Source organism: Cyanobium sp. T1G-Tous, from assembly GCF_024345455.1.
Lineage (GTDB): Bacteria > Cyanobacteriota > Cyanobacteriia > PCC-6307 > Cyanobiaceae > Cyanobium_A.
In genome coordinates, this window is sequence record NZ_JAGQBD010000002.1 from 153,975 (window position 1) to 166,938 (window position 12,964).

The 12,964-nt window shown below is 61.2% G+C and carries 11 protein-coding genes; 10 read left to right on the forward strand and 1 reads right to left on the reverse strand.

The features are described 5' to 3' along the window. Positions 1-32: 32 nt before the first annotated feature. The 10 genes from KBY75_RS02280 to KBY75_RS02325 all read left to right on the forward strand — a co-directional run bounded on the left by KBY75_RS02280 (position 33) and on the right by KBY75_RS02325 (position 12,075). Positions 33-1,328, forward strand: coding sequence for a glucose-6-phosphate dehydrogenase assembly protein OpcA (locus KBY75_RS02280; RefSeq protein WP_254936024.1), 1,296 nt, complete (start codon positions 33-35; stop codon positions 1,326-1,328). Next, a complete protein-coding gene (locus KBY75_RS02285; RefSeq protein ID WP_255022804.1) occupies positions 1,329-2,819 on the forward strand; it encodes a cobyrinate a,c-diamide synthase in 1,491 nt (496 codons plus the stop codon). After that, positions 2,768-3,070 carry an acylphosphatase gene (locus KBY75_RS02290; RefSeq protein WP_255022805.1) on the forward strand — a complete coding sequence of 101 codons (303 nt, stop codon included), beginning with the start codon at positions 2,768-2,770 and terminating at the stop codon, positions 3,068-3,070. Before KBY75_RS02285 ends, KBY75_RS02290 begins: the two co-directional genes overlap by 52 nt. Position 3,071: 1 nt before the next feature. Beyond that, the gene (locus tag KBY75_RS02295; protein ID WP_255022806.1) at positions 3,072-3,716 is read left to right on the forward strand and encodes a histidine phosphatase family protein; all 645 of its coding nucleotides are present in this window, start codon (positions 3,072-3,074) and stop codon (positions 3,714-3,716) included. Continuing rightward, the gene (locus KBY75_RS02300) at positions 3,713-4,399 is read left to right on the forward strand and encodes a GAP family protein (protein WP_255022807.1); all 687 of its coding nucleotides are present in this window, start codon (positions 3,713-3,715) and stop codon (positions 4,397-4,399) included. Before KBY75_RS02295 ends, KBY75_RS02300 begins: the two co-directional genes overlap by 4 nt. A gap of 1,058 nt (positions 4,400-5,457) precedes the next feature. Then, positions 5,458-7,029 carry a vanadium-dependent haloperoxidase gene (locus KBY75_RS02305; protein WP_255022808.1) on the forward strand — a complete coding sequence of 524 codons (1,572 nt, stop codon included), beginning with the start codon at positions 5,458-5,460 and terminating at the stop codon, positions 7,027-7,029. Positions 7,030-9,252: 2,223 nt separating this feature from the next. Further along, positions 9,253-9,846 carry a sigma-70 family RNA polymerase sigma factor gene (locus KBY75_RS02310; protein ID WP_255022809.1) on the forward strand — a complete coding sequence of 198 codons (594 nt, stop codon included), beginning with the start codon at positions 9,253-9,255 and terminating at the stop codon, positions 9,844-9,846. Continuing rightward, on the forward strand, positions 9,833-10,573 hold the full coding sequence (locus KBY75_RS02315) for an anti-sigma factor domain-containing protein (RefSeq protein ID WP_255022810.1): 741 nt from the start codon (positions 9,833-9,835) through the stop codon (positions 10,571-10,573). Before KBY75_RS02310 ends, KBY75_RS02315 begins: the two co-directional genes overlap by 14 nt. After that, the gene (gene arsS / locus KBY75_RS02320) at positions 10,545-11,546 is read left to right on the forward strand and encodes an arsenosugar biosynthesis radical SAM (seleno)protein ArsS (protein ID WP_396097852.1); all 1,002 of its coding nucleotides are present in this window, start codon (positions 10,545-10,547) and stop codon (positions 11,544-11,546) included. Before KBY75_RS02315 ends, arsS begins: the two co-directional genes overlap by 29 nt. A 91-nt stretch (positions 11,547-11,637) precedes the next feature. Continuing rightward, positions 11,638-12,075 carry an arsenate reductase ArsC gene (locus tag KBY75_RS02325; protein ID WP_254936015.1) on the forward strand — a complete coding sequence of 146 codons (438 nt, stop codon included), beginning with the start codon at positions 11,638-11,640 and terminating at the stop codon, positions 12,073-12,075. A gap of 21 nt (positions 12,076-12,096) precedes the next feature. Here the strand turns inward: KBY75_RS02325 and KBY75_RS02330 are convergent, their stop codons facing one another. Further along, complete coding sequence (locus KBY75_RS02330) at positions 12,097-12,963, reverse strand: DUF547 domain-containing protein (protein WP_254936014.1); 867 nt, start codon at positions 12,961-12,963, stop codon at positions 12,097-12,099. Position 12,964: the final 1 nt, after the last annotated feature.

A 12,964-nucleotide genomic window follows, 5' to 3' on the forward strand; every position in this document is an offset into this window, starting at 1 on the left:
TGTTGCCCTGAACCCACCGCGAGTCTGACCCCATGTCGACCCAGCTCACCCTCCAGGCCCCCCTCGCCCTCCCCCCCGACCAGGTGCCCGGCTACCTGGAGCGCCTCTGGAATCAGGAATTGGGCAGCTCCCCCGGCGCCGCCACCTTCACCCTGGTGGTGTGGGAGGGCTCCTGGCTGGAGCAGCAGCTGGTGCGTTGCGGCCGGCTCGATGGACCAATCACCGGCCTGCTCAATGAAACGGTGCTGGAGGCGGCCCGCGCCGCGGCGGTGAGCTGTGGCTTGCCCCTGAGCACGGCACCGATGGATCCCCAGCTGGCCTGGGCGCTCGGCCAGCTGGGAGGCAATCACCACGCCGAAGACCAGCGCGGTCAGTTTGTGGAAGGGGCGATCAGCGCCCACATGCCCCGGCGGCTGATCACCCTGGCCCCCACCCTCGACGGCGGCCAGCCCTTAGAAACCCTGGTGGCCGCCTACTGCCCCCTGCCGGAGGAGGGCGCTGGCAGCTCCGCCTGCGGCGACGTGGTGGTGCTCAGGGGCGGCACCGGTGCCCTGCGCCAGAACCTCGATCTGGTCCAACCCCTGATCGCCCCAGACCTGCCCTGCTGGGTGTGGTGGAACAGCAGCCTCGACGAGGCCCCTGAGGTGATGGCGGCTCTAGCCACCGGCACCCGGCGCCTGGTGGTGGATTCGTCGCTGGGGGATCCACGCCGCTGCCTCGACCTACTGGTGGATCGGATCGATGCGGGCCAACCGATCAACGACCTCAACTGGCTGCGGCTGCGCAGCTGGCGCGAATCGCTGGCGATGGTGTTTGATCCGCCCTCGCGGCGTGATGCCCTCAACCACGTGGTGCAGCTCGACCTCGACGTGGAGGGATCCAACCCGGTGAAGGGTTTGCTGTTGGCGGCCTGGCTAGCCGACCGACTGGGCTGGCACCTGATCTCGACCTATGCGGTGGATGGCGATGGGGTGGGCGATGGCATCGGCGCTGAATTCGAGCGCACCGACGGCCAGACCGTGCGCTTCCGCCAGATGCCAGTGCCAGTGGGCGTACCCAAAACCCACCCCGGCGCCATGGTGGGGCTGCGGCTGATCTGCCAAAGCAGCCAGGGATCACCGCTATGCGTGATCCTCTGCTCCGAATCGGGCGGCTGCATGCGGCTCGAATCGGGCGGCATGGCCAGCATGGAACTGGCTGAGGAGGTGGTGCCCCTGCCCAATGAGAGCGAGGAGATGGAGATGGCCCGCCTGCTCTCCGGCGGCCATGACTCCACCAACCCCCTGCTGGCCGCCGCCGCCCCCCTCGCGGCCAAACTGCTGCCCTAGATGGCCTGTCTGATCGCCGCGCCCAGCAGCGGTAGCGGCAAGACCCTGCTGTCGCTGTGCCTGGCGGCCTGGGCCCGGTCGCAGAGCCTGGGTTTGCAGCCCTTCAAGGTGGGGCCCGACTACCTCGATCCCCAGCTGCTCAGCCGGGTGAGCGGCCACACCTGCCGCAACCTCGATCCGCTGCTGTGCGGGCCCGAGTGGCTGGAGCGCTGCTTCACCTGGCACGGCAGCCGGGCCGACCTGGCGCTGGTGGAAGGGGTGATGGGCCTGTTCGATGGCCGCGGCCCCAGCAGTGAGGGCAGCTCGGCAGCGGTGGCGGCCCAGCTCGGCCTGCCGGTGGTGTTTGTGGTGGAAGCGTCGCGGCAGGCGGGCTCCCTGGCGGCCCTGGTGCGGGGCTTCCGCGACCATGGCCCACCAGTGGTGCAGCTGGCCGGGGTGGTGCTCAACCGGGTGGGCAGCGAGCGCCACCACGCCCTGCTGGCAGAAGCGCTGGCCAGCATCGAGGTGCCGCTGCTGGGGGTTCTGCCGCACCACCCCAGCCTGGAGCTGCCCTCCCGTCACTTGGGTCTGCTGCCGCCTGGGGAGCTGCAAGACCTTGAGCAGCGCCAGGAGCAGTGGGCCGAGCTGGCCGCCCGCCACCTAGACCTGGAGCAGCTGCTGCCCCTCCTGGCCCCACCAGCAGCCGAGCCAGGGGCCGAAAATCCGATCAGCTGGTGCCTGCGCCAGAGCCCCCAGCGCCTGCGGCAGAGCTCCAACCCGCAACCGAGCTCCCAGCCCCTGCCGGTGGCGATCGCCAGCGATGCGGCCTTCCATTTCCGCTATCCGGAGGCCGGCGAGCTGCTCGAGGCGGTGGGGCTGGAGCCGCTGGCCTGGAGCCCCTTGGCCGATGAGCCCCTACCCGAGGGCTGCCGGGCGGTGCTGCTGCCGGGGGGCTACCCGGAGCTGCACACGGCCCAGCTGGCGGCGAGTCGGCGCAGCATGGGCGACCTGGCCCGGGCAGCGGCGGCTGGGCTGCCGCTGGTGGCCGAATGCGGCGGCCTGCTGCTGCTGGGCGAGCAGCTGGCCGATGGCGAGGGGCAGCTGCAGCCGATGGCGGGCGTGCTGCCTTTCAAGGCCCGCAAAGGCGCCCTGAGCCTGGGCTATCGCACGGCTACCGCCACCGCCAACGGCTTGCTGGTGCAGCCGGGCGAGAGCTTTTGCGGCCATGAATTTCACCGCTGGCAACTGGAGCTCCTATCCAACTGCGACAACTCTGTGGCGGCCGGCGACGGGCTGTGGCAGCTTGACGGCTGGGGGACCGCAACCCGGAGCGAAGGATGGACAGCGCCGAACGTGCACGCCAGCTGGCTGCACCTCCACTGGGCTGGATGCCCGGTGATTCCCTCACGCCTGGCAGCCGCAGCCGCGCGCGCCGCGCCGCTGCCGACGAGCGCCGCTTCGTGCAGCCCCACGAACCCCGGCCCCAGATCCAGCAAGAACGCTGGCGTTTGATCGTGCGCGGCCAGGTGCATGGGGTGGGCTACCGGGCCGCCTGCAAACTGCGAGCCCAGGATCTTGGCTTGAGCGGCTGGGTGCGCAACTGCTCCGATGGTTCGGTGGAGATAGAAGCTGAGGGCTGCCCGCAGGAGCTCACCGAGCTGCGGCTGTGGTGCGAGAAGGGCCCGGCTGATGCGGTTGTGAACAGCGTGGCTAGCAGTCAGATAGCAGCCGCCGGCACCGACTGGTTTGAAGTGCGTCGCTGAAATGGCTCAGCTGCTGGGCAAGCTGCCCGAAACATTCAGCACGCCTCCCCAGCTCGAACTGTGGCTTCTGCGCCATGGGATGACCAGCTGGGCCCGCGACGGGCGCCACACCGGCCGCACCGACCTGCCCCTGCTGCCGGAGGGCGAGGCGCAGGCCCGGGCCTTAGCGCCAGGGCTGGCAAGCCAGCGCTTTGCGGCGGTGCTGGTGAGTCCGCTGCAACGGGCCCGGCGCACCGCCGAGCTGGCGGGCCTGGGGGAGGGCGCCCAGATCTGCCCCGACCTGCAGGAGTGGGACTACGGCCGCTACGAGGGCATCAGCACCGCCGAGATCCGCGCCCAGGTGCCCGACTGGACCGTATGGAGCCACGGCTGCCCAGACGGTGAAAGCTGCCTGGAAGTGGAGCAGCGCTGCCGGCGGGTGATCGCCCTAGCCGAATCCCTGGTGGCCTCCCAGGCCGAGCTGGGCGCCGTTGCCCTGGTAGCCCACGGCCATATTTTGCGCAGCTTGGCGGGCAGCTGGCTGGGGCTGGGTGCTGCAGGCGGGGCCCTGTTCAACCTGAATACGGCCACGCTGTCGGTGCTCGGCCACGAGCGGGAACGGCGCACGATCGTGCGCTGGAATGCCCCGATAACGACCCCACCATGAGTACCAACCTGCTCGGCGAGCTAGCAGCTTTTGGATTGGCGATCGGCTTTTCGCCGCTGCACATCGGCCTGCTGCTGCTGCTGCTGCTCGGCCCCAAACCCCTGCAGCGCGGCGGGCTGTTTGTGGCGGGCTGGCTGGTCACCGCCGCCCTGGCCGTAACCCTGCTGCTCACGGTGGGCCACGGCCTGCTGCTGAGCATGGACAAGGGCAGCGTCCACCTCACCGGCCTCGACCTGCTGGCCGCCGGCGCCCTGCTGGGGCTGGGGGCGAAGGAGCTGCTGAATAAAAATGAAGAGGGTGCGGGGCCGCCGGGCTGGACGCGCCGCCTCGATCAGTTCTGTGCCCTGCCCCTGCCGCTGCTGCTGGCCATCAGTGCCGGCTTGCAGGTGGCCAGCCCCGACGATCTATTTCTGTTTGCCAAGTCCGCCAGCAGCCTGCTGTCAGCGGGGCTAGGCCGCGGCCAGGAGCTGCTGGCCACTGGGGCATTCAGCTTGGTGAGCGCCAGCCTGCTGCTGCTGCCGCTGCTGGCCCTGCTGCTGGCCGGCCCAGAGCGCGTGCTGCCCCTGCTGGAGCGGGGCAAGCAGTGGCTGTTCGCCAAGGGCGACCTGCTGGTGGGCCTGGTGAGCGTGGCCCTGGCGATCTATCTGGGCTGGCAGGGCATCGAGGGCCTGCGGCTGAGATGAGAGACTGGCTTCTCTCATCTTCTCTGCACTGGCCTACTAGCGAGCCGCTAGGCCAAAAGCAAATCTTAACCATACTACGTGTAACGGTGAGCAGGGCGTCGAGCTCAAGTAGAGCGCTACCCCCTGGACCCACCTACCCAGCCAAGTTCCACTCACCCTCAAGCTCGACGCCTTCGCCGACGAGCCTTCAACTCTCCACCCCAAGCTGCACCAGCACGGTTGCGCACACCAAATCGGAGCCTCCTGGAGCTGGAAGCTTCCACAAATCTGCGTCAGCTCTAGGCCCCCCCCTACTCCAGCAAGCCGGCTGCTGGCCTATGCGCAATAGCCACCTGAGCCCCTAGTACTGCACGCCCTAAACGCCAGCCTCCAGCCACCAACTCACATTTTCCTAATCAGCCTGTCACGGTTCGAGCTCGGTCCGAGGACCCCACGAAAACCAGTTCACCTCTGAACCGGTAATAAGTATGTCTTTTCTCATTTGTCATGCCTTCACTTTCCAGCCGCCTTCGTACTGCTCTTGGAGCTGTCGCGATCTCCGCAGCAGCGGTCGGGTTGCCAGCATATGCAGGCTCATGCGGCCCCAAGGGTGCCTGTGGCGCCAAGCAAGAACTGATGATGGGAGGATGCGGCTCAGGCACTCAAAAAGGTTGCTGTGCAGCCAAGCCGAGTGGCGGATGTGCCGGAAAAGCCAAAAGCTGTTGCGCAGCCAATTAATCCAGACGTCTCAAGCAAGACAGTCCATCACTGAGGCCTGCATCGTGGCAGGCCCCGCCCTTCCGCCCCATCCGCGACCAACAGCAAGCAAAACCCAACAACCCTCGATCAAGCGTCATAGCCCTGGAGCGCAGCCAGTCATCGAGCAAAAGAGAGGCAAGGCCCTCCAATGAAGTAAGGGAAGCCACACAAAGGACTCAAGAGCCAACAGAAAGCTCTTCTCACCAAAGAAGTTTTCTATTAACTTTTAAACCAGATATCCTCAGCCAAAAGAGAAATGAGCGGGAAGGGGTGAATTCCGCAGTACAGTTAATATGTAAAGACTTTTTCAACCTATTAATTTGGGCAAGCCCGTTCTAGTTCGCGCCAATCCCGACGCAGCCACCCTAAACACAGAAGCGCGGTCAACAGACGGATCAACAACTCTTGCCTTTAAACTCGCAGGGGCTGCTACAGATGCTGTAGAAAGCAAGTCAGTGTTGATTAATGGAAGGTTCGGGCCAACCATTGCAGCTCGCTTTTATGGCCTTATGGGCAGCGCTCTCTACGAATCTTATCAGATCTTTGAGGATTCATTTAATTCAAGCCTTAAGAAGAGCTCTCTTACTTCGCTGATCAACTCAGCTGAGAGAACGGCCGAGGCCTTCCTGAAGGGAAGGAGCAAGGAGTACAAGCGAGATTTCATTAACAATGTGGTCCTTGACTCGACAGTTAAGGCTATGCGCAATGAGGCCCCTGGCGCCAAAGCCATTTTTGAGGATGTAGCTAGCAAAAATTTCAGAGATCTTGGAGCCAAAGCTAACGATTTAGCGTCTAAGATTAGTCAAAAAGTTGCCTCTGCAATTGCAAAATCCTACAAAAATGATGGCGCGTCTGATACTTCAAACTTTTTGCCAACAAACTCAGGCCCCAACGATATCGAAAGCCTAGACAGCTGGACGCCCGAGTTTAATGTTGGAGATGTTCCTACTAGTGGCTTGCAGCAGTTTCTCACTCCGCAATGGGGGGAAGTAAGTCAGATTCTTGGCAAAAACGAGCTAGAAAACCTCAAAGCCGACCTTAAGGATCCCGAACCTTTTCTGTTAATCAAGGATGCCGATGTCAACCTCGACAAAGGCAAGATCACTGTTGGGGACAAAACCAAAAAGATCTCGAAAGACTTGGTAGGGAAGTGGATCAATCCTGAATTCATCAATCAAGCCGAACGGGTAGTCGAAGCCAGTGCAAATCTCAATCCCAAGCAAAAACTCATTGCTGAATTCTGGGAGGATGGTGCTGGCACAGGGTTTCCACCAGGTTCATGGATGGAGTTTGGAAAATATGCTTCAGAAAAGTTCGACAATAATCTTGCTGACGACGCAAAACTATTTTTTGGCATTGGTCAATCTCTCCTCAGTGCTTCCGTTGCCGCATGGGGCTTAAAGACTGAAACTGACTACACGCGTCCCCTGACAGCCATTAGGGAGCTCAGCAGGCTTGGACTTCTTGGGGAAAAAGATGATATCACTGGCCAATACGTATTTGATGCCTATTCTCGTGATGCCCAAAAGACCAAAGAGATTAATGGAAAAGACTGGGTCACATACCAAACGCCTGGAAGCGGCTACTCCCCACCTTTTTCAGAGTTCGTATCTGGGCATAGTACTTTCTCTTCGGCAGCCGGAAAATTTATTGAGGAAATAACTGGAAGTGAAAAATTTGGAGCGTCAGTCAAGACAACTTCCCTAATTGAAAAAAATAAGAATATTCCTGTTAGGCTCAAGTGGGATACATGGGAAGATGCCTGGAAAGAATCTGGCATTTCAAGGATTTATGGGGGAATCCACTTTGATGATGGCAATGAACAGGGACTCCAACTAGGCCAAGCAATAGGCAGCGCTGTCTTCAAAGAAGTCTCCAGCCTGTGGAGTTGATAAGAGTCCCACCATACAATTTATATTATTAGGCCAAGATCGCATTAGCACTACCCCTGAGTGCTTAATGCGATCTACTATCATACAGATTTAGCATTGCCAGATCCACTAAAAGTGGCAATTCATCGATCTAGCCCCAAGCAATTTGACGTACTACTCCATCTCCAGCGGTGACGCTCCAAAATCCTCCAAGATTTGTATTTGGCCGCGATTTATCGCAACTTGCTACAATAGGAAACATAGATATACCTAGAATGTTAAGCCCAAGAACCTAGAGTCCGGCAACATTCAATTTTCAGCCGCTCCGGGCATTAGATGTACTTATATTTATAGATCCAGCCATGGGTAACTAAGCAAAATTCCAAACTCATCAAAGACGATGCAACATCCGCACTATTGACCAAATGGGCTATTAGCTATTTAGCCTTGAGCGTACACAGGCAATTGCTACACACCTATCATAAGTGAATCCGCACTTAAGCCGAAGAGGCCGAGGATATCCATAAGCGAAATAATTCAGTCGCGACTTGATCAATTTAAGCTTATGAGGCCAAAATCCTATCAAAAAGCATTCGCAATTGAATGCAGTCAAAAAAGTGAGATCCATCAAAGCCGGGAGGGACTACACCCTTTAGAGCATATACTCGTGATCAGCAACAGCCGCGATGGGAGCATAGTCGATATGAATCAGGCACACAAAGCCCTCCCGCATCTGCCGCAACGTCACCTGCATGCCACAGCAAGCCAAAGCAAAATTCCCAGATCCGAAACGACCGGATCACGCAAGTGAGCTCTTTGGACAACCATCACGATTACACCGCATGAAGATACAACAAGGGAGCGGCTAGACTTACTAAGATATATTCAGCCTATAACATTGTCTCTCAATAATACAATAAATCCAAGGCCTATTACAAGTAATTATAGGGGCTTTACCTTACCTGCCTGTTTAGCAGTCCATTGATGACGTAAGCGAGGACAGCGATGACCTCAGTGATCGACCAAATCCCATCAGATCGAAGGGTTTTGCTCGCCAGGCTGCCCAGCTTGGCGCGGCCGGGGTTATTACTCCATGATCCTCCCGATAGCGGTTGGAAACTTCCCGCATAGGCCCGTCACGATCCCAGTGCCTGCTATATCGATTCACCACCAATCGGAAACGATCTGCAACAGGGCCTTGGCACAAGTCAGCAAACTCGTGTCGCACCGATAGGTACGCTAAGCAAATACGTTGTGACAGATATCGTCATACGGCCTGCCATTGCTGATGCCATGTCTGCGCATGGCGCGGATCGTGGTATCTCCGGGCTACTGCTCGGCCATCAACTCAGGTGACTGAATCGCTCGAAAGTCCACGTGAGATGACTATCCAGTTTCACCTGCCGGTTGCTTGCCGGCTAGGGCGCACAACCGCGATCAGAAAGTCAGCGCTGCGCTGGGCGAGGCAGGGGGAAAATGGTGATTTATATGCAACATGTCGGCCTCTGCTAGCGCTCACTTAAAATATAAATTCTAAGCCAAGTTTCGCAGGGCCTAGATTTAACTACCCGAGTAGGTGGATTAAGCACACCCCACACCCAGGCTCTAGAGTAGAGGTCCGCGAGAGCGAGCAAACACCCTCTACCTGAGTCGTTCTCATTGATCGAGACTGCAAACACAGCAAGGTGTCGAGCGCCTTGCCAATATGCGATTGGCCAGCCATTCAGTCCCATGGGACGGTTACAAAACACACCAAATTCAGTTGGGCAACTGGCAAACTAAAAATTGAGTCCGCTCGCGGCCTGCCGGAATCTGTGTCCAATAGCTGATTAAGCCTATGGAAGCCGAGGCTGATGAATCTCTAAGTAACCAACAAAAGCGTTAAATACTGCGGAAAGCCGATACTTAGATTCGTCCGAATTGCGAGAAGTTAATTGGGAGAAAAAACTAAGCCGTACAAACTTACCATCCCTAATGATCAGTGATTGGGAAAGACTTCTAGGAGATCGATTTCGCAGTCCCTCACCAAGATCACAGCAGGCCATAGCCAGCACATTGCTTTCGTCCAATGCTGCCACTGCACACCGACCCTCCAGAATGAATCCAAACCCATAGCCCTGTTCACCCAGCAAAGCTGATCAAGGTGTGACCCAAGCAGCAACCGATCGCAGGATGGGTAGAAGCCACAGACTTAAAACCAATCCCACAAGCAGCTGGTAGAACCTACAGATCCCAGTTCGCTGCATGGTCGTCAACGATTACAAACTCTCGCCACCGCCGCCCGACGATCTGGCCGGCCTCTACGACGCCTACAGCCCTGCTGTCTACCGCTTGGCTCTGCGTCTCTGCCGCGACAGCGCCGCGGCGGAAGATCTTTTGCAGGACGTTTTCCTGCGCTACTGGCGCCAAGAGCGCTACGACGCCAGCCGCGGGCCGGTGCTCGCCTACCTGCTGCTGCTCACCCGCTCGATGGCGATCAACCGCCTCAGCCAGCAACGCAATCGCTGGCAGCTGCTGCACCGTTGGTCTACCCATCTTCTAGGCGGGCACACCCGCAGCGCCCACGACTGGGCCGAGCTGGGGGATCTGGCCGAGCGCATGCGCAGCGCCCTGACCCGCATTCATCCCAACCAGCGCCAGGTACTGGAACTGGCCTACTACGAGGGCATGAGTCAGTCGACGATCGCCGAACACCTGCAGATACCCCTGGGCACGGTGAAGACACGCTCCCGCCAGGGCCTGCTTGCCCTGCGTGGCCATCTTATGGATTTCTCCTCCAGTTCCCTCAACGCCCTCGCCCCCTCCCCCACCGCCGCCGATCACCATGGCCGCCCTTGATCCCAACCGACCTGATCGCCACGACTCCCATCCCCAGCTCAATGAACTGATGGCCGGCTACGTGCTCGGCGACCTTGATGAAGGCGAGCGGCAGGAGCTGCGGAAGACCCTCGCCAGTGACCCTCACCTGCAGAGCCAGCTAGATGAACTGCGGCTGACCCTGGAGCTGCTGCCCATGGCCCTGCCCAATGACGCAACCCCGCCCGCCCGGCTGCGCCGCCGCCTGTTGCAATCCGAGCAGAACCGTCATCAGCCGCGGACCGAGGAGCAGGCCCGGCGCTGGCCGTTGCGACCCGCCCAACTCGGCATGGCCGCCATGGCCTGCGGCCTCGTGGCTCTGGGCACCCAGGTGGTGCAGCTGCGCGAGGAGATGACCAACCTGCGGCAGGCGACACCGGCGACGGCCAGCCGCACACTCGCGCTGCGGGGCACCTCGGGCCATGCCGGGATCTCCGGAAAAGTGGTGGTTAGCCCGGGCCAGGATCACAACCTGCTGCTGGTTCGTGGGCTGCCGCCGGCGCCGCCCACCCATGTGTACCGCCTGTGGGCGAATGTGAACGGCAGAACGAAGGGATGTGTGCGCTTCGTTCCCAATGCCGACGGCAGCGTGGCGATGCCGATCCCCACCCAGCCCTCCAGCCAGGCCCAGGCCCTCAGTATCACCCTCGAGCCCCTCCAACCCGATGGCAGCACCCCCGATGGCCCCGAGCTACTCACCAGTGTCTGAGCTCGCCATCGCGGTCAGCCCTCCTGAACTGGCCTTCCCCGCCCTGCGCCGGGGCCGGCCCGGCACCCTGCAGGTGAACCTTGGCTACCGCTGCAACCAGAGCTGCAGCCACTGCCACGTGAATGCCGGGCCCAGCCGCACCGAGACGATGGACGCCACCACCATCGCCCTGGTGCCGGAGGTGCTGCGGGCGCGGGGACTCACCGCGCTGGATCTCACCGGAGGAGCTCCGGAACTACATCCCGGCTTCCGCAATCTGGTTAGCGAGGCACGGCAGCTCGGGGTAACGGTGATCGACCGCTGCAATCTCACCATTCTCAGTGAGCCGGGCCAAGAGGATCTGGCCGGGTTCCTGGCGGATCAGGGGGTCACAGTGGTGGCCTCCCTGCCCTGCTACAGCGCTGCCAATGTCGACCAGCAGCGCGGCGACGGCGTGTTCGACCGCAGCATCGCCGGCCTACGCCAGCTCAATGCCCTCGGGTACGGCATCGAGGGTTCAGCCCTTGAACTGGATCTGGTCTACAACCCCCAGGGCCCGAACCTGCCGCCGCCCCAGGCGGCACTGGAGGCCGACTACAGGCGCGAACTGCACGCTCACTTTGGCATCCATTTCAACCGGCTTTACACGATCACCAACATGCCGATCCAGCGCTTCGCGGCCGGGCTGCGCCAGCAGGGCCGGCTGGAGAGCTACATGGATCTGCTGCGCGCCAGCCACAACCCCTCCAACCTGGAGCAGGTGATGTGCCGCTCCACCATCAGCGTGGACTGGCAGGGCTACCTCTACGACTGCGACTTCAACCAGATGCTCGGTCTGCCGATGATTGGTCTGTCAGAGGGCGAAGGCAGTCCCCGGCGCCATCTGAGGGAGCTGCTGGAACACGACCCCTCGGATGAGCCGATCGCGGTCGCCGATCACTGCTTCGGCTGCACCGCCGGTACCGGCTCCAGCTGCGGTGGAGCGCTGAGCTGAGTGCACAAACTGCCTTCGCGGCCCTGACCTGTCTCTCCTTACAGGCCCCACTGGAATTCCTCCCAACAGTCCACCTGACATCTTTCCTGCCATGACCGACATCCGCCAACGTGTGCTGGTGGTGTGCACCGGCAATTCCGCGCGTAGCATCATGGCTGAGGCCCTCTTCCAGGCCTTGGGCCAGGGAACCATTGACGTCGCCAGCGCAGGCAGCGCCCCCACCGGCCGGGTGCACCCACTGGCCCTCGAGCAGATCAGCCTGCTCCCCGTGGACACCAGTCAGTTCAGAAGCAAGAGCCTGCCGGCCGTACTGGAGGCGGCTAAAGCCCCCTTCGACTTGGTGGTGACGGTGTGCGATCACGCGGCCAGCACCTGCGGACCGCTGCCAGGTGGCCCGGAAACACTGCACTGGAGTCTGCCCGATCCGGCTGCCCACGGGGAGGGGGAGCAGGCCCGGCAGGCCTTCTCCGCCTGCTTCGACGAACTGGCGCAGCGAATCAGCGCCCTGCTGGCCGCAGAGCTGGCCTGAACCGTCAGATCCCCCCTCCGTTCAGGGGCTCTGACGGTTCAGGGACCAGTTGTAGGGAAGGTATTCAAGGCGGAAGTCACCCCCCAGCAACAAGGGCCGATCCTCAGCGGGGCGATGGCGCGCGATGAAGTGGAGCACGGCGCTCTCTTTCTTGTGGCCAGGTACGGGGGTGGCGCTGGGGTCAGCACGCGGCCAATCTTCGGCGAACCACTGAAAGATCGAGGAAATGGCCACCGTGCCGGCTTCCCGATCTATCCGCAGACCCTCGCTGCTGGCCAGCCAGCGGTTGGTCTGATCCTCCAGCTGCCGGTCCAGCTCCGGACCCGTGTAGGCCTCGCTCCGCAGCGGCGGGCAGCTGATGGCTGCACACACCAGGGCTGCGTGGATGCGGGGTTCGTTGTACTCGCGCCGCAGAATCCGGTGCTCGATCTCATCGAGGGTGAGGCGCTGGCCAATCACCGAGTGACGGCGCAGTTTCCACACTCCAGGAATCGCCTTGATGCTCGGCCGGATCGGATCGTGATCAATGATCGAGCGCAGGGTCAGGGCGTTGTAGGCGTTGATCAGCAGGGCGATCTGTTCTGCCTCAGACCAGGAGGCGAAGCGAGCGGGAGAAAGGTCGGCCAGCGCCTGGAGGTAGCGATCGAGCTGGGCGGGTTGCCGCTGCAAGGCCGCATAGTTGACCATGCCGCGGCCATTCACAACCCACGCCAGTACAGCGTTGAACTCAGCTGGATCCAAGGGAAGCTGGGGCGTGGAGGACGCCACCGTGGTGCTGCTGGTGGAGCGGGCCAGCAAGTCCTCGGGCCCTCGGTCGCAGCCCGCGATGCCGAGCAGCAACACGCCGCAGAGCAGGATCAACGGGCCTCGGTGACGGGCGGGGAGCATG